The sequence below is a fragment of the Brevundimonas sp. genome, assembly GCF_046295775.1.
Taxonomy (GTDB): Bacteria; Pseudomonadota; Alphaproteobacteria; order Caulobacterales; family Caulobacteraceae; genus Brevundimonas.
The window spans coordinates 102,705-117,884 of the sequence record NZ_JBKBML010000002.1 but is presented as its reverse complement, the minus strand read 5'-3'; the positions used below and the strand labels follow the sequence as shown (position 1 = coordinate 117,884).

The window sequence follows — 15,180 nt, the reverse complement described above, 5'->3', positions numbered from 1 at the left end:
CTAGGCGTTAAGCGAACGAGGGATACGAGATGCAGTTGTTCGATCTGACCGGCAAGGTCGCCGTCATCACCGGGTCCTCTCGCGGGATCGGCCGCGCCGTGGCCGAGCGGCTGGCCGAGCATGGCGCGCGCGTCGTCATCTCGTCGCGCAAGGCCGGCCCCTGCGACGAGGCCGCCGCCGAGATCAACGCCAAGTATGGGGAAGGCCGGGCCATCGCCGTGCCCGCCAATATCGCTTCGAAAGAGGATCTTCAGCGGTTGGTTGATGAGACCAACGCCGCTTTCGGCCAGATCGACATCCTGGTCTGCAACGCCGCGACCAATCCCTATGCCGGGCCCATGGGCGGCATTTCGGACGAGCAGTTCGAGAAGATACTTCAGAACAACGTCATTTCGAACCACTGGCTGATCCAGATGGTCGCCCCCCAGATGCTGGAGCGAAAGGACGGCTCGATCGTCATCGTGTCGTCGATCGGCGGGCTGCGGGGCAACGCCCTGATTGGGGCCTACAACGTCTCCAAGGCGGCCGACATGCAGTTGGCGCGCAATCTGGCGGTTGAGTGGGGGCCGTCGAACGTGCGGGTCAACTGCATTGCGCCCGGTCTGGTGCAGACCGACTTCGCCAAATATCTGTGGGAAAATCCCGACCTGCTGAAGCAGGTGACGGACCCGGCGCCGCTGAAGCGCATCGGCCAGCCGGACGAAATCGCGGGGGCGGCCGTCTATCTGGCGTCGCCGGCCTCGGCCTATATGACCGGTCAGACGCTGGTGGTGGACGGCGGGATCACCATTGCCTGGTGACGAGGCCCGTGTCGGCTTCTGGCGGGACCTGGGCTGGCGGGGCGAGGCCTTGGCCTTTCGAGGCCTGTTCGCCCTGCTGCGTGCCCTGGGGGTAGAGCGCGCTTCAAACCTTGGCGGGGCGCTGTTGCGGCGACTGGGCCCTCACACCGGGACGCACCGCACCGTGCGGCGCAATCTGCGCATCGCCTTTCCCGAGATGGATGCGGTCGAGCGTGAACGACTGGCTGTCGACCAGTGGGAACAGACCGGCCGCACCTTCGCCGAACTGGCTGTGATGGACCACCTGACGCCTGAGGGAGGGCGGGTTGAAGTCGTCGGCATGGAGCGGCTGCACGCCATTCGAGACAGCGGCCGGCCGGTGGTCTTCATGTCCGGCCATCTGGCCAATTTCGAGGTGATGGCCGCGGTCATAATGGCGGCCGGCGTGCCGTGTCAGGTCACCTATCGCGCGGCCAACAACCCCTATGTCGACGCCCTGATCCGCCAAAGCCGCGAACGCTACGGCATCCGCCTGTTTGCGCCCAAGGGCGACGGCACGCGCGAGCTCATGGCGGGCATGAAGCGCGGCGATTCCATCGCCCTGCTGGTCGACCAGAAGTACAATCAGGGGCCGGAGGTCGAGTTTTTCGATCAGCCCGTCAACGCCTCGCCCGGCGCGGCCCGGATGGCCTTGAAGTTCGGCACGGTGATGCAGCCTCTGTCGGTCGTGCGCCTGCCCGGTGTGCGGTTCCGCGTCACGGCGCATGAGCCGATCTTCGTGCCGGACACCGGCGACAGAGCGGCCGACGTCATCGCCGGCGTCCAGGCCGCCAACCGCTTCGTCGAGGATCGGGTGCGCGAAGTTCCGGTGGACTGGTTCTGGGTCCACAAACGCTGGCCGCAGAGTGTCTATGCGGCGCTGGAGTCGCCTTCGGCCTGAACCGCTTCCGGCTTGGGATCGTTCGCGCGTCGCATCGGCCCGCGGTAATTGGCGCTGTCGGTGCGGCGCCGGCACGGCCCGAAATAGCCGTCCGTCTTCACGAAGGGCCGCGGCTTCAGGATCACCGCCCCGATCCGATCCAAAATCGCCTTGGCCGTGATCGGCTTGACCACGAACTCGGTCACCCCGGCGTCCCGCGCCTCCATCACCCGGTGCTTCTCGGAATGCCCGGTCATCATGATGATCGGCAGATAGGGATTGGCGCTGTCGGGGCTGTTGCGGACCAGACGGGTGAACTCTACCCCGTCCAGGGGAAACATGTTGAAGTCGACGATGACCAAATCGACCTCATGGTCGCGCAGCATCTCCAGTGCAGCGGCGCCGTCAGGCGCTTCCAGCACCCGCTTCATTCCGGCCGACTGAAGGATGGCCGAGGTAATGGCGCGCATGTGCTGATTGTCGTCGATCAGCAGCACCTTCAGCGATTGCAGGGAGGCCATGGGAAACCAGAAAGAATCGGAATGCGCGGTCGCGCTGGTCGGCCAAGGTTAATCCGGCCCTGGATCATCGTCCATGGGTCTTCAGGTCGGTGCGTGAACACCGATCATCAATGAGGGGTCCAGGTTGCGGTCCCGCCATTTCATGCGCCAGCACAGGTGTGGTCCAGTCGCCCGGCCGGTGGCGCCGACGCGGCCTATGGCCTTGCCCCTGCGCACGACATCGCCCTTGGCCACGTCTATGCGCGACTGATGCAGATAGGCGCTGACCAGCCCTTGGCCATGATCGATCAGAGTCAGGCCGCCTTCGAAATGCAGGTTCGCCTGCGCCAGCACCACCCGGCCGTCGCCGGGCGCCAGAATGGCCGTGCCCTCCGGCGCCGCCATGTCCAGGCCGTAATGAGGCCGCGCGGGCGTGCCGTTCAACACCCGCTGCGCGCCCCAGCGGCTGCTGACCCTGAACTGCGCTAGCGGCCAATCGAACCCGGCGGCGAAGGCGTCGTCCTCGGCGCGGCTGGCGAAGGCCTCGGCCTTGAGGCGGGCTTCTGCGGCAATGCGGGCCAGCAGGGCCGGGTCCGACGGTTCGACCGTGGCCGGGGGCAAGCCGTCGATACGGGTCTGGTCGAAGGCGAACGGCGCGATGTCCAGGGACCGCACGGCGCTGCGACCGCCCCCGCGCGCTTCGATCAGGGCGCGGGGTCCGGCGTCTCGATCAAAGCCCACGATAAACAGGCCCCGGTCCGAGGCGTGGGTCAGGGCCTCGCCGTCAACCAGCACCATCGCGCCGGGCCATGCGCGCCCCAGCACGAAGCCGCCCTGGCGCAGCGCCCCGTTCAACTTCAACTGCGCGTCGTCGGCGCGCGTTGGCGTCGCCAGCAGGGCAGCGGCTCCGGCCAGCAGGGCGCGGCGATCGGGGGTCACGCCGCGGCCGCGCCTATCCGGCTGGCCGCCTCGGCGGGGCCGGCGTAGCCCTCCTGACGTTGGGCGCTCCAGTAGCGCAACGCTTCAAGCGGCACGCGCTGACCGCTGACCGCGCAACGCACGAACCCGCCGGGCTTCAGGACGACGAACTCGCCGTCGCCATAGTGCAATTGGGCCTCGGTGGCGTTTTCAAGCTGGGTCATGGGCGCACTCTATCGCGAGAGCGCGGGATTAGAAGAGATCGCCCTGGCCAGGCGGCGGCGTCTGGCCGCGCGGCTTGGAGGCGGGCTTGGGACGCGAGGCTGCGTCGCCGTCGATGGTCGCGCCCTTCTGGCCGTCGGGGAAGGCCAGGCGCACCGCCTGTCCCGGCGACAGTTCGGCCGCGCGCGTAATCCAGCGTCCGTCGTCGGTCTCGACGCGGGCGAAGCCCGGCTTGGGCCGGGCGGGGTCCAGCCCGCTCAGCGCCCGGGCGAGCGCGGCAAGGCGGTCGCGGTCGCGGGCCAGCCTGCGTTCGACCGCCGGCCGGAACCGGGGCTCCAGCGCCGCCAGCCGGTCGGCGCGGCGCTCCACCGCCCGATCCAGCAGACCGCGGCCCAGCCGACCGCCGACCGCCGCCAGTTGCCGCTCGTGCACAGCCACGTTGCGGTGCAGGCCCGAGCCCAGGCGGCTGGCCGCGTGATCCAGCCGCTGCTGCGGCAGGGCCAGCAGATCTTCGGGGCGGGCGGGCAGGCCGCGCGCGGCCCCTTTCAGCCGTGTGCGTCGATCCTCGATCAACCGGTCAGCGGCGCGATCCAGCCTTTGGGACAGATCGCCCAGCGCCCAGCGCAGATCCGACAGGACGGGAGTGGCGATTTCGGCCGCGCCCGTCGGCGTCGGCGCGCGTCGGTCCGACACGAAGTCGATCAGGGTCGTATCCGTCTCGTGCCCCACCGCCGAAATGATCGGAAGGGAGGCTGCCGCCACGGTGCGCGCCAGGCCTTCGTCATTGAAGCACCACAGGTCCTCCACCGATCCGCCGCCCCTGGCGACGATCAGAAGGTCCGGACGCGGGATGGACCCCTCCGACCGCATGGCGTCGAAGCCGCGAATGGCGTTGCTCACCTGCCCGCAGGCGGCGTCGCCCTGGACCACGACGGGCCAGACGATGACGCGGCACGGCCAGCGTTCTGCGATACGGTGCAGGATGTCGCGGATCACCGCACCGGTCGGGCTGGTGATGACACCGATGACGGCGGGGAAGGCGGGCAGGGGCTTCTTGCGACCCGTGTCGAACAGTCCCTCCTCGCGCAGTCGCCCTTTCAACCGCTCCAATTGGGCCAGAAGGGCGCCCGCGCCGGCCACCTCCATGCTCTCGATCACGATCTGATAGGATGACCGCGCCGGATAGGAGGTGATCTTACCGGTGACGATGACTTCCAACCCGCTCTCGGGCTGTACGCCCAGACCGCGCACCACGCCCTTCCACACCACGCCGTCGATGGCGGACTTGTCGTCCTTGAGCGTCAGATAGACGTGGCCCGAGGCGTGGCGGTTGACCTTGGAAATCTCGCCGCGCAGCCGCACATGGCCGAACCGATCCTCCAGCGTGCGCTTCAGCGCGAAAGACAGCTCCGAGATCGACAGGGGCGGATTGTTGTCGCGTGGGGCGGCAGGCTCGGCCGGGCCTTCGAAAACGTAGGAGTCGTCGGTCATCGGCGCACCTTATCGTGCGACAAGCCGCGCGGGAACGGCGCCGCTCTCGGATCGTTGGGAGCGCATGTCGCCTGTTGATCCCCCCGAAACTGACCCTGCCGACCGCGATCCGCGAGAACAGGACCTATCGAGGCGCAGTCATGCGCCCGCCGTCAGTCCGTGGCTGGTCATCGGCGTCGTGCTGATGCTGGGTGCGTTCGTCTACGTCGCCTCGGCCTATTTCACCTGAAGCTGGAAGGAAGCATCATGAATCGCCTGCTCCTGCCCGTCGCGGCCTCGCTGGGTCTCGCGCTCGCCGCCTGCGGAAACAACACCACCGACGACGTGGTCCAACAGCCCGCCGAGGGCGCCGCGCCCGTGCCGGTGAGCGAGAACCGCGCCGCCACCGCGACGACCCAGACCGCCGTCGCCATGGGCATGACGCGCGATCAACTTGAAGACGCCGACCTGTTTTCCTCGACCCGCGTGAAGTTGGGCGAAGTCGAAAGCATCGTGCTTGGCCCCGACGGTCAGGCGACGCACCTGGTCATAGACCTGGAAGACTCCGACCTGGACGTCCTGGTCCCGATTGGTGACGTGCGCTCGATCAACTACGAAGGCGACGTCGACGTCACAACCGACCTGACCGTCGAACAGCTGCGCGCCCTGCCGCAGCATCGTCCGGCCGCTTAATCACGGCTCTGCCTTCCTCTGGCTTGACCGGTCCGCGAGGGCCGGTCATTGCCGGGAACATGAATATTCTGCTCGTCGGATCCGGAGGGCGCGAGCACGCTCTCGCCTGGAAGATCGCCCAGTCTCCGCTGCTGACCCGTCTGGTGATAGCGCCGGGCAATCCGGGCATGGAGAAGTTGGGCGAACTCCACCCCGTCAAGGCCGACGATGTCGAGGGCCTGGTGGCCCTGGCGCGAGAGATCGGCGCCGATCTGGTCGTCGTCGGCCCGGAACTTGCCTTGGCCGCCGGCCTCGCCGACCGTTTGGCCGAAGTCGGCATCCCCTGTTTCGGCCCCAGCGCCAAGGCAGCGCGGCTGGAAACCTCCAAGGCCTTCGCCAAGGCCTTTCTCGAACGCCACGACATCCCCACTGCCGGCTACGGCGTCTATGAGACCGCTCGGGAAGCGCGCGAAGCGTTGTCCGCCTTCAAGCCCCCCTATGTCATCAAGGCCGACGGTCTGGCGGCGGGCAAGGGCGTGGCCATCAGCCCCGATGTCAAGGACGCTGAGGCTGAGATCGAACGTATGCTCGGCGGCCGTTTCGGCCAGGCCGGCGCCCGCGTCGTCATCGAAGAGTTCATGGAGGGCGAGGAGGGGTCTCTGTTCGCTTTATCCGACGGCCGCCGCGCCGTCCTGCTGGGCGGCGCCCAGGATCACAAGCGCGCCTTCGACGGCGATGTCGGCCCCAACACCGGCGGGATGGGCGCCTATTCGCCCGCGCCCGTCTTCACGCCCGATCTGGTCAAGCGCGCCGACGCCGAGATCGTCCAGCCCACGATCCGCGCCATGGCCTCCGAGGGTTCGCCCTATCGCGGGGTCCTGTACGCGGGGCTGATGGCAACCGAGAGCGGGCCCAAGGTGGTCGAGTTCAACGCCCGCTTCGGCGACCCGGAGTGTCAGGTTCTGATGATGCGCCTGGCCGACGACATCGTGCCGGTGCTGCTGGCCTGCGCGCGCGGCGACGTCTCCACTGTGGCGGCGCCGAGCTTCAAGCCTCAGACGGTCATCTGTGTGGTCATGGCGGCCAAGGGCTATCCCGACAGCCCGCTGGAGGGGTCGATCATCCGAGGGGCCGAGCAGGACTTCGGTCCGCACGTCCAGGTCTTCCACGCCGGCACCAAGCGCCGGTCGGACGGCCAACTCGCCGCGGCGGGCGGCCGTGTCCTGAATGTCTGCGCCCTGGGCGACGACATCGCCCAGGCCAGAGAGCGCGCCTACGCCGCCATCCGCCAAATCGACTGGCCAGCGGGCTTCTGCCGCTCTGACATCGGCTGGCGGGCGCTGGACCGGGAGGGCTGAAGCCCGTCAGGCCGCTTGAAGCAGCTTGCGCAGCTGGGTGTGCAGTTCGGGGTTGGCGGCCAGGATCTGCTTGCCGTTCTTCGGATCGCCGTCGCGGTCGATGGTGGTGACCTGACCGCCCGCCTCGGTGACGAACAGGATGCCCGCCGCCACGTCCCAGGGGTTCAGGTTGCGCTCCCAATAGGCGTCGTAGCGGCCGGCCGCGACCCAGGCGAAGTCCAGGGCGGCGGAGCCCAGGCGGCGGATGCCGGCGACGCGTTGGCCCACGGCGTGGATGTCCTTGATCGCCTGGCCATGGCCGGTCTTGCCGATGAAGGGCAGGCCGGTGGCGATCAGGCTTTCCGAAAGATCCTTGCGGCCCGCGACGCGGATGCGGCTGTCGTTCAGGTAGCAGCCCTTGCCCTTCTCGGCCCAGAACAGTTCGTTCATGACGGGATTGTAGGTCACGCCGGCCACGATCTCGGATGAGCCGTCAGGCGCCTTGCGCTCCAGGCCCACCGTGATGGCGAAGTGGGGCATGGCGTGCATGAAGTTGGTCGTGCCGTCGATCGGATCGACGATCCAGGTGTGGGTCTTGTCGGTGCCCTCCACCATGCCGCGCTCTTCGCCCAGGAAGCTGTAGCCGGGGCGAGCCTTGTTCAGCAGCTCGAACAGGGTCTGCTCGGCCTTGATGTCGGCGGCGGTGACGAAGTCGCCGGGACCTTTGCGCGACACCTGAAGCTGAGAGACCTCGCCGAAGTCGCGCAGCATCGGGCGGCCGGTCTTGCGAACGGCGTCCATCATGACTTGAAGCAGGGCGGAGGCGAGGGCCATGGGGATCTCCTGGTCCGCCTGTCCTTCACAAGGCCAAATGGCCCGGACAGGCGGAGAAGTTCAGATGCTCGCCCCGAAGGGCAGGGATTGGATCAGTCCGCGCGGCGGACGTATTCGCCGGTCGTGGTGTCGACGATGATGCGCTCGCCGGCCGACATGTACGGCGGGATCATGATGCGCACGCCGTTGTTGGCGATGGCGGGCTTGTAGGACGACGACGCCGTCTGGCCCTTTACGGTGGGCTCGGTCTCGGCCACTTCCAGCGTGACCTGTTCCGGCAGCGACAGACCGATCGGACGCTCTTCATGCATCTCGATGACGACCTTCATGCCTTCCTGCAGGTAGGGGATGCGCTCTTCGCCGACCCAGTCCTTTTGCAGTTCGATCTGCTCGTAGGTGCCGTCGTCCATGAACACGAGGCTGTCGCCGTTGTCGAACAGGTAGGAGAAGTCCTTCTGCTCGAGCGTCACGCGCTCGACCTTGTCTTCAGACCGGAAGCGCTCGTTCAGCTTATTGCCGGTCTCGAGGTTCTTGGCCTCGACGTTGGCGAAAGCGCCGCCCTTGCCCGGCTTGACGTGGCTGGCCTTGGTCACGACCCAGAGGCCGCCGTTGTGCTGGAGCACCATGCCCGGCTTGATGGTGTTGCCGTTGATCTTCATCGGAGCGGTTCGCTGCTGGAGAATTGCGGGAGGGCGCGCCGGCGTCGCGGCGCGCAAATCGGGCGCGATCCCTAGAGGAAGCCGGGCGTCAGGGCAATGGCGGCAAACCTGCTCAATGCAGGGTGTCGGCCGCTTCCTTGTCGGCGCGATTGGCCAGTTTGACGCCCGCGCCGGTGGGCGAGGCGAGAGAGCCCGCAGTCTCGTCCAGCTTGCGCGCCTCGTGAGCGAAGGCGGCGGCGAGGCCGGCGCTGCTCATGGCCGCCATTACCTGGAGACCGCGAGACGCCGGCCGCACCGCCAGCCAAACAGCGTTGATCGCCTGGGCCGCCATCCACAGCCCCATGGCGTTGCGTCGCTCGGGCCGATTGGGGGCGTTCCAGACCCGGACGGCCGAAAGCGTCGTCGCCGAGAAAACGGCCGGCAGAATGAGGCTCAGCGGGCCGCGCGGCCGCTCGTTTACTGCGGCCTGCTTATCGCGGGCTTGCGACAGCGAACGCTTGTGCGGTGGAATGGTCCGGGTAGCCAGGATGGTGGCGGCCAGCGCGAAGCCGGCCGTCAGGGCGACGCCCATGGCGACGTGGCTCGCTGAGCGGCCCTCGCTGTTCAGAAGCTCCACGGCGCGGTCGCGCACCTCGTCCACGGCGGTGTCGATCGATGTCACGGGCAGATCCTCCTTCTCACGCAAGCGTGGGTGGAATGACCGCCGCGCCGTGGAGTTCCGATCAGTTGCCGGTGGCGCTCTTGTCGGGCTGGATTTCGGTCATGGCAGACTGCAGATAGTTCTGCGCGCCCAGCAGCTCGATCAGCTTCTGCTGGTTTTCCAGGAAGTCGATGTGCTCTTCCGTGTCGGCCAGAATGCGCATCAGCAGGTCGCGGCTGACGTAGTCATGCGCGGCCTCGCACTGGGTCACCGCCTCCTTGGTGGTGGTGCGGCTGTTGTATTCCAGCTGTAGATCGGCCCCGAGGCATTCGATCGGCTCTTCCCCGACCTTGAGCTTGTGCAGGTCTTGCAGATTGGGCAGGCCGTCCAGGAACAGGATGCGCTTGATCAGCATGTCGGCGTGTTTCATCTCGCCGATCGATTCGTCGTAGATGATCTGGCCGAGATGGCGCAGGCCCCAGCTTTCGAACATGCGGGCGTGCAGGAAGTACTGGTTGACCGCAGTCAGCTCGTTGGTCAGCACCGCGTTCAGCGTGCGGATGATCGCCTGATCGCCCTTCATGGCCCGTCTCCTGAGGCGAGGCGCGTCGCCGGATGGCGCCGTCACGACCTCGCGTGGCGCCGGTCATAACACCGATTCAGGCGATGTGTTCAGTTGCGAATGTTTTTCACCGCATTGAAAATGCGAGTGATTTTTGCGCGCAGTCTATTCGGCCGCCATGGCGTATGACTCGGTCGCGTCCTGGATCATCCGACGCATGTCGCAGACGCACTTGGCGCACTGGGCCTGGCACTGGTGACTGGCGAAGATGTCGCGCGGACGGATGGCTCCCGCCTCGATCGAGCGGGCCACATCACGCTGGCGGAGACCGTTGCAGTTGCAGATGTACACGGCGAGACACTCTGAACCCGACTGATAATCATTCTCTATCGCGACGTGTGAGTGAATGCAAGGCGTTCGCAAAAAGGCGACGACCTGCCGCAGGTTCGCGCCGAGTCGGCGGCCGGGCTTGCTGGGCTGATGGAGCGACGTATTGACCGCAAACCGTTCCGGCGTCACTGCGCAGCCATGGTCAAAGCTTCTTCCGCCCCGCCGCGCCCGCCGTGTCGGCTGTATCTGATCACCCCGCCGGTGATCGAAAACCTCAATGCGTTCGCCGGGGCTCTGGAGACTGCGCTCGACGCAGGCGACGTTGCCGCGCTTCAAATCCGGTTGAAATCGGCTGATCCCCAGATGATCCGTGACGCCGTCGCCCGACTGCTGCCCATCGCGCAATCGCGCGGCGTCGCCGTGATCCTCAACGACGATCCGGAGCAGGCGCGCGCCACAGGCTGCGACGGCGTCCATGTAGGGCAGAGCGATACGGACTTGGCCCAGGCACGGCGGATCATGGGACCCGACGCCATGATCGGGGTGACGTGTCACGACAGCCGGCACCTAGCCATGGAAGCTGCCGAAGGGGGGGCGGACTACGTCGCTTTCGGAGCCTTCTATCCGACCCAGACGAAGGCGACCGAATACAGGGCCGATCCGGAACTGCTTACGATCTGGCAGGAAACCATGGAGACGCCCTGCGTCGCCATCGGCGGCGTGACGCCTGCAACCGCTAGCGCCCTGGCCCAGGCCGGCGCGGATTTCGTCGCCGTGTCGGGCGCGGTCTGGAACCACCCCGAAGGTCCCGCCGCAGCCGTCAGAGCGTTCAATTATGCCCTGACCGAAGTCTGACCTGGCTTTCAGGGGATATTAGGAAGCTGGAGACGAGATTGGCGGCGGTTCCAGTCCGCCAAGGCGCTTTTTCATGCCCGTGAGCCGCGCGCTCGATCAGTCGATTTCGTCCTCGCCGTCCGTTCGGGTGCGGACCGAGGATCGTGGCCGCGCCCCCGCGAGAGACGCGGCGGGCATCGGCCACCCCGCCGTCCTGGTCTTCACCGCTGTCGGCGTGGTGATGCTGGTCGTCCTGTCGCTGCAGTTCAGTCGATCGGTCGGCGTCGTCGCCGCACTGTGGGGCGCCAGCGGCCTAGCGGTCGGCGTGTGGCTGAGATCGCAACGCAGCCTGGCCTTCGACACGGCGTTCGGCGCCTTGATGGCCGCAGCCTTCCTGATGGGCAATTTGCTGGCGGGCAATCGGCTGGATCTTTCGGTGATGTTCATGGCCGCCAACATGCTGGATGTCGTGGTGGCCGTGCTTCTGGCCCGCCGGTTCGCGCCCAGCCCCATGCTGCGCAATGTCGAGGAAGCGGGGCGATTCCTGCTCTCAGCAGCCGTGGCGGCGCCCTTGCCGGCAGCCGTCTTCGCCGGCGTCATGCTGAACCAGATGCACGGTAATTCCTTCTGGCCCACGTTCCAGACGTGGTGGTTCGGTCATGCCCTTAGCGTGGCGGTGGTAGGCTGTTTCGTCCTGTCGGTGCGCCGCCGCGCGCTGGTGCGCCTCCGAAGCCCGGCGCGCATCGCCGAGACCGCAGGCCTGTTCCTGCTGCTGATCGCGGCGTGCGCCGCCGTCTTCACGACCTTCAACCTGCCCCTTGGGTTCGCCATCCTGCCGATCATCCTGCTCATCGCCGTCCGAGCGCGCATGATTGGCGTGACGACGGCCCTGGTCGTGGTCACTCTCTTCGCCATAGGCGGCAGCATGGCGGGGCAGGGGCCCTATGCCCGGTTTGATGGGCCGGAACGGGCGCTGATGGGCCAGTTGCTGGTCCTGTTTGGCTACATGCCTGTCGTTCTCGTGGCGGCCTTGCTGGAGGAACGCGATCGGCTTGCCGCGCGGGCCGAAGCGGGCATGATCAGGGCCGAACGGGCGTCCGCCGCCAAGTCGCGCCTGCTGGCCAATGTTGCGCACGAGATCAAAAGCCCCATAGGCGGCGTCATCGGCATCGGCGATCTTTGGCGAACGGGCCAACTCGGGCCCGCCAACTCAACGCAGGTCGAGATGGCGGAGATGCTGGTGAAGACCGCGCGTCAGGTCGAGACTCTAGCGCACGATCTGCTGGACGTGGCGCGCGCCGAATCCGGCGAGGTCAAGGTCGAGCTTCGGCCAGTGAATGTCGGCGGACTTCTGCAGGACGCTCGCCGCGCGGCCCAACTGCGTCCCGAGGCGCAAAGCGTGCGGATAGAGGTCGAGATCGAGGACATGGACGCGGTCGTCCTCGCCGATTCCCAGCGTCTGAGCCAGGTCATAGGCAATTTGACGTCCAACGCGCTGAAATACGGGGCGTCGGGGGGCGTGGTGCGTCTCGTGGCGCGGGCGGATGGAGATTGCGTGAGGCTGGAGGTGGTCGATCGCGGGCCCGGCCTGTCGGTCGAAAAACAGGCGCAGCTGTTCGAACCTTTCAACCGACTGGGGCTCGAGCGTTCGGCGATAGAAGGCCATGGCGTCGGTCTCGCCTTGGCCAAGCGGTTGACGGAGCTCCAACACGGGGAAATCGGCGTGGACTCGACCCCGAGTCAGGGCGCGAGCTTCTGGATCAGGCTGCCCCGCCCCTGAATTTCATCACGTGACGAAATACTGCGACGCGGGCTCTGGACAAGCCGCCGCCATGAGCGCATAGCCCCAACATCCTTAGGGTCTTTCCGGGGGCATCCGTGGACTTCGACGCGCTGCTGCTATCGCGGCTTCAGTTCGCCTTCACCGTCTCGTTTCACATCATCTTTCCGGCCTTTACCATCGGCCTGGCGGCCTATCTCGCGGTGCTGGAAGGCTTGTGGCTGGCCACAAAGCGCGAGGCGTTCAAGACGCTGTATCTGTTTTGGGTGAAGATCTTCGCCCTCAGTTTCGGGATGGGCGTCGTGTCCGGCGTGGTGCTGAGCTATCAGTTCGGCACCAACTGGTCGGAGTTCATCCGCCTGACTGGCGGGGTCATCGGGCCGCTGCTGGCCTATGAGGTTCTGACGGCTTTTTTCCTGGAGGCCTCCTTCCTGGGCGTCATGCTGTTCGGCTGGAAGAAGGTGGGGCCGCGGCTTCATTTCCTGGCGACGGTGCTGGTCGCGATCGGCACCACCATCTCCGCCTTCTGGATCCTGTCGGCCAACAGCTGGATGCAGACACCTCAGGGCTATGAAATCATGGCCGACGGGCGGTTCCAGGCGACCGACTGGATGCAGGTCATCTTCAATCCCAGCTTCCCGTCGCGGCTGACCCATATGCTGCTGGCGGCGTTTCTGACCACGGCCCTGGTGGTCGGCGCCGTGTCGGCCTTCCACGTGCTGCGTGACCGCGCCCGCAAGGTCCGGCTGGAGGGCTGGGGCGAGAGCCGCATCGCGCTGGCCATGGCGGTCGGCATGATCGCGGTGACGGCCCCGCTGCAACTGGCGGCCGGCCACTGGTCGGGCGAGGTGGCGCACAAGCTGCAGCCGTCCAAGACCGCGGCCATCGAGGGCTACTGGACCAGCCAGGCTGACCAGCCGCTGCACCTGTTCGGCATCCCCGACCGCGAGGCTCAGAAGAACCATTTCGAGGTCTCCATTCCCGGCATCGGCAATCTGGTCCAGAACGTGCCCAAGGATGAGGTCATCCTGGGCCTGGACGCCTGGCCGCGCGAGGATCAGCCGCCGGTCGCCATTCCCTTTTTCGCCTTCCGCATCATGGTGGGACTGGGCCTGCTGATGATCGGCCTGGGCGCCTGGGGCGTGGTGCTCATGGTCAGGAAGCGGCTGTTTCAGACCGGATGGTTCCTGCGGTTCTGCGTTCTGATGGGGCCGAGCGGCTTCATCGCGGTTTTGGCGGGATGGATGGTGACGGAGGTCGGGCGTCAGCCCTGGGTGGTCTACGGCGTGCTGCGAACGCGCGACGCCGTTTCGCCGGTCATCGCCAGCCAGGTGGCGACCAGCCTTCTGGCCTATGTGATCGTCTATTCCATCGTCTTCACGGCCGGCGCCCTGTTCATTCTGCGGCTGATGGTCGAGGGGCCAGTAGCGGATTCGCATGAGCCGCAGCCCAGGCCGGATCGTGCGCCCGGCACCCCGATGGGCCAGGCGCCCGACAAGGGCGACATTCAGGACGGAGGGCGCTGAGATGGACCTGGACCTTCCCTTGATCTGGGCGGGCCTGATCGCGGTCGCGGTTCTGCTCTACGTTCTGCTGGACGGGTTCGACCTGGGGATCGGAATCCTGTTCCCTTTCGCCAGCTCGCCCGGCGAGCGCGACGTGATGATGAACACGGTCGCCCCCGTCTGGGACGGCAACGAAACCTGGTTGGTGCTGGGCGGGGGCGGGCTGCTGGCGGCATTCCCCTTGGCCTATTCGGTGCTGATGCCGGCCTTCTATCTGCCCGTGCTGCTCATGCTGGCCGGTCTGATCGTGCGGGGAGTGGCCTTCGAATTCCGATTTAGGGCGAGGGATCGCGGGCGCCGCTTCTGGACGCAGATGTTCGCGGGCGGCTCGATACTGACCACATGGGCGCAGGGCCTGATTCTGGGGGGCTTCATCCAGGGCGTGGTCGTGCGGGACGAAAGATTCGCGGGCGGGCAGTTCGACTGGTTCACGCCCTATACGCTGCTGGTCTCGCTGGGGCTCTTGGCCGGCTATGCATTGCTGGGCGCAACCTGGCTGATGATGAAGACCAAGGACAATCTGCACGGCGACGCCAAGCACTGGAGCCTGATCAGCGGTGCGGCCACGGCGGTTTTGCTGGCGGCCGTCAGCCTGGCGACCCTAGTGATCCATCCGCGCGTGGCGGCGCGTTGGGGAGTAGATCTGGGCGGTGATGTCGTCATCGACTGGGCCGTTCTGGCGCCGCTTCTGGTCGTCCCGCTGCTGGGTCTCGCCGGACTGGCGATTATTTTCCTGACCGCGCGCCGAGGATCGCACCGCTGGCCGTTCGTGGGGGCCTTGCTGGTTTTCCTGTCAGGCTATGTCGGCCTGGCGGTCGGCTTTGCGCCCTACGTGGTTCCCTATGCCCTGAGCTTCCGCCAGGCCGCGGCGCCCGACAACGCCCTAGGTCTGATGCTGGTGGGCACAGTGGTCATCCTGCCTATGATCCTGGCCTACACCGCCTGGGTCTACTGGGTGTTCCGGGGCAAGATCGATGAGGATGCCGGCTATCATCATTAGACCCGTACCCCCGCCCGAGCCCGATGAACCGCCGCCGCCCCTCTGGCGCCGGCTGATGTGGTTCGTCCTGCTGGCCGTGATGGCGGCCGGCGCCACCGGCGTTGTCGCCTATACGCTCAGGGCCTTGCCGTTCCGCTGAGGACGGAGGATGGTCGCGGC

At 66.7% G+C, this 15,180-nt stretch carries 19 protein-coding genes; 10 read left to right on the top strand and 9 right to left on the bottom strand.

The genetic code is table 11. The annotated features are described in order from the left end of the window. Window positions 1-29: 29 nt before the first annotated feature. Together ACK4I0_RS02120 and ACK4I0_RS02115 are read left to right on the top strand one after the other, a co-directional pair. Window positions 30-800, top strand: a complete 771-nt coding sequence (locus ACK4I0_RS02120) for an SDR family NAD(P)-dependent oxidoreductase (protein ID WP_409607526.1) — start codon at window positions 30-32, stop codon at window positions 798-800. Further along, window positions 790-1,719: a lysophospholipid acyltransferase family protein gene (locus tag ACK4I0_RS02115; protein WP_409607524.1), complete on the top strand. Its 930-nt coding sequence runs from the start codon at window positions 790-792 to the stop codon at window positions 1,717-1,719. The genes ACK4I0_RS02120 and ACK4I0_RS02115 overlap by 11 nt, the downstream gene beginning before the upstream one ends. On the opposite strand, the gene ACK4I0_RS02110 is transcribed toward ACK4I0_RS02115, so the two are convergent. From ACK4I0_RS02110 to xseA, 4 genes are all read right to left on the bottom strand, one after another. After that, complete coding sequence (locus ACK4I0_RS02110) at window positions 1,689-2,219, bottom strand: response regulator (RefSeq protein WP_409607522.1); 531 nt, start codon at window positions 2,217-2,219, stop codon at window positions 1,689-1,691. The genes ACK4I0_RS02115 and ACK4I0_RS02110 overlap by 31 nt on opposite strands. 81 nt (window positions 2,220-2,300) lie before the next feature. Further along, entirely contained in the window at window positions 2,301-3,137 is an 837-nt protein-coding gene (locus tag ACK4I0_RS02105) for a M23 family metallopeptidase (RefSeq protein ID WP_409607520.1), read from the bottom strand. Continuing rightward, complete coding sequence (locus ACK4I0_RS02100; RefSeq protein ID WP_409607518.1) at window positions 3,134-3,340, bottom strand: DUF2093 domain-containing protein; 207 nt, start codon at window positions 3,338-3,340, stop codon at window positions 3,134-3,136. Before ACK4I0_RS02100 ends, ACK4I0_RS02105 begins: the two co-directional genes overlap by 4 nt. Window positions 3,341-3,368: 28 nt before the next feature. Next, a complete protein-coding gene (gene xseA, locus ACK4I0_RS02095) occupies window positions 3,369-4,829 on the bottom strand; it encodes an exodeoxyribonuclease VII large subunit (protein WP_409607516.1) in 1,461 nt (486 codons plus the stop codon). Between the two features lie 64 nt (window positions 4,830-4,893). On the opposite strand from xseA, the gene ACK4I0_RS02090 reads away from it, so the two are divergent. From ACK4I0_RS02090 to purD, 3 genes are read left to right on the top strand one after another with little or no spacing between them, the layout of a single operon-like run. Then, complete coding sequence (locus ACK4I0_RS02090) at window positions 4,894-5,058, top strand: hypothetical protein (RefSeq protein ID WP_409607514.1); 165 nt, start codon at window positions 4,894-4,896, stop codon at window positions 5,056-5,058. A gap of 17 nt (window positions 5,059-5,075) precedes the next feature. After that, window positions 5,076-5,501, top strand: a complete 426-nt coding sequence (locus tag ACK4I0_RS02085) for a hypothetical protein (RefSeq protein ID WP_409607512.1) — start codon at window positions 5,076-5,078, stop codon at window positions 5,499-5,501. A 59-nt stretch (window positions 5,502-5,560) separates the two neighbouring features. Then, window positions 5,561-6,838, top strand: coding sequence for a phosphoribosylamine--glycine ligase (gene purD, locus ACK4I0_RS02080; protein ID WP_409607510.1), 1,278 nt, complete (start codon window positions 5,561-5,563; stop codon window positions 6,836-6,838). A 6-nt stretch (window positions 6,839-6,844) separates the two neighbouring features. Here purD and ACK4I0_RS02075 read toward each other — a convergent pair whose 3' ends face one another. From ACK4I0_RS02075 to ACK4I0_RS02055, 5 genes are all read right to left on the bottom strand, one after another. Beyond that, the gene (locus tag ACK4I0_RS02075) at window positions 6,845-7,651 is read right to left on the bottom strand and encodes an inositol monophosphatase family protein (RefSeq protein WP_409607508.1); all 807 of its coding nucleotides are present in this window, start codon (window positions 7,649-7,651) and stop codon (window positions 6,845-6,847) included. 92 nt (window positions 7,652-7,743) lie between these two features. Continuing rightward, complete coding sequence (gene efp, locus ACK4I0_RS02070; RefSeq protein ID WP_135064102.1) at window positions 7,744-8,310, bottom strand: elongation factor P; 567 nt, start codon at window positions 8,308-8,310, stop codon at window positions 7,744-7,746. 112 nt (window positions 8,311-8,422) lie between these two features. After that, window positions 8,423-8,971 carry a TspO protein gene (locus ACK4I0_RS02065; protein WP_409607506.1) on the bottom strand — a complete coding sequence of 183 codons (549 nt, stop codon included), beginning with the start codon at window positions 8,969-8,971 and terminating at the stop codon, window positions 8,423-8,425. Window positions 8,972-9,032: 61 nt separating this feature from the next. Then, the gene (gene bfr, locus ACK4I0_RS02060) at window positions 9,033-9,533 is read right to left on the bottom strand and encodes a bacterioferritin (protein WP_409607504.1); all 501 of its coding nucleotides are present in this window, start codon (window positions 9,531-9,533) and stop codon (window positions 9,033-9,035) included. Window positions 9,534-9,677: 144 nt separating this feature from the next. Further along, a complete protein-coding gene (locus ACK4I0_RS02055; protein WP_409607502.1) occupies window positions 9,678-9,863 on the bottom strand; it encodes a bacterioferritin-associated ferredoxin in 186 nt (61 codons plus the stop codon). A 177-nt stretch (window positions 9,864-10,040) separates the two neighbouring features. Here ACK4I0_RS02055 and thiE point away from each other — a divergent pair, with 177 nt between their 5' ends. The 5 genes from thiE to ACK4I0_RS02030 all read left to right on the top strand — a co-directional run bounded on the left by thiE (window position 10,041) and on the right by ACK4I0_RS02030 (window position 15,160). After that, window positions 10,041-10,697, top strand: a complete 657-nt coding sequence (thiE, locus tag ACK4I0_RS02050; RefSeq protein ID WP_409607500.1) for a thiamine phosphate synthase — start codon at window positions 10,041-10,043, stop codon at window positions 10,695-10,697. 73 nt (window positions 10,698-10,770) lie between these two features. After that, window positions 10,771-12,456, top strand: a complete 1,686-nt coding sequence (locus ACK4I0_RS02045; RefSeq protein WP_409607498.1) for an ATP-binding protein — start codon at window positions 10,771-10,773, stop codon at window positions 12,454-12,456. 98 nt (window positions 12,457-12,554) lie between these two features. Next, window positions 12,555-13,982 (top strand): cytochrome ubiquinol oxidase subunit I, encoded by a 1,428-nt coding sequence (locus tag ACK4I0_RS02040; protein ID WP_409607496.1) that lies wholly within the window; start codon window positions 12,555-12,557, stop codon window positions 13,980-13,982. Window position 13,983: 1 nt separating this feature from the next. Continuing rightward, a complete protein-coding gene (cydB, locus tag ACK4I0_RS02035; RefSeq protein WP_409607494.1) occupies window positions 13,984-15,021 on the top strand; it encodes a cytochrome d ubiquinol oxidase subunit II in 1,038 nt (345 codons plus the stop codon). Beyond that, window positions 15,002-15,160, top strand: a complete 159-nt coding sequence (locus ACK4I0_RS02030) for a hypothetical protein (RefSeq protein ID WP_409607492.1) — start codon at window positions 15,002-15,004, stop codon at window positions 15,158-15,160. The genes cydB and ACK4I0_RS02030 overlap by 20 nt, the downstream gene beginning before the upstream one ends. Window positions 15,161-15,180: the final 20 nt, after the last annotated feature.

Bases quoted from the DNA above. Each gene is read 5' to 3' on its own strand.
- ACK4I0_RS02030 (WP_409607492.1), top strand. From the start codon at position 15,002: ATGCCGGCTATCATCATTAGACCCGTACCCCCGCCCGAGCCCGATGAA.
- ACK4I0_RS02120 (WP_409607526.1), top strand. From the start codon at position 30: ATGCAGTTGTTCGATCTGACCGGCAAGGTCGCCGTCATCACCGGGTCC.
- thiE (WP_409607500.1), top strand. From the start codon at position 10,041: ATGGTCAAAGCTTCTTCCGCCCCGCCGCGCCCGCCGTGTCGGCTGTAT.
- ACK4I0_RS02045 (WP_409607498.1), top strand. From the start codon at position 10,771: ATGCCCGTGAGCCGCGCGCTCGATCAGTCGATTTCGTCCTCGCCGTCC.
- efp (WP_135064102.1), bottom strand. From the start codon at position 8,310: ATGAAGATCAACGGCAACACCATCAAGCCGGGCATGGTGCTCCAGCAC.
- ACK4I0_RS02110 (WP_409607522.1), bottom strand. From the start codon at position 2,219: ATGGCCTCCCTGCAATCGCTGAAGGTGCTGCTGATCGACGACAATCAG.
- cydB (WP_409607494.1), top strand. From the start codon at position 13,984: ATGGACCTGGACCTTCCCTTGATCTGGGCGGGCCTGATCGCGGTCGCG.
- ACK4I0_RS02075 (WP_409607508.1), bottom strand. From the start codon at position 7,651: ATGGCCCTCGCCTCCGCCCTGCTTCAAGTCATGATGGACGCCGTTCGC.
- ACK4I0_RS02090 (WP_409607514.1), top strand. From the start codon at position 4,894: ATGTCGCCTGTTGATCCCCCCGAAACTGACCCTGCCGACCGCGATCCG.
- ACK4I0_RS02100 (WP_409607518.1), bottom strand. From the start codon at position 3,340: ATGACCCAGCTTGAAAACGCCACCGAGGCCCAATTGCACTATGGCGAC.
- ACK4I0_RS02085 (WP_409607512.1), top strand. From the start codon at position 5,076: ATGAATCGCCTGCTCCTGCCCGTCGCGGCCTCGCTGGGTCTCGCGCTC.
- purD (WP_409607510.1), top strand. From the start codon at position 5,561: ATGAATATTCTGCTCGTCGGATCCGGAGGGCGCGAGCACGCTCTCGCC.
- xseA (WP_409607516.1), bottom strand. From the start codon at position 4,829: ATGACCGACGACTCCTACGTTTTCGAAGGCCCGGCCGAGCCTGCCGCC.
- bfr (WP_409607504.1), bottom strand. From the start codon at position 9,533: ATGAAGGGCGATCAGGCGATCATCCGCACGCTGAACGCGGTGCTGACC.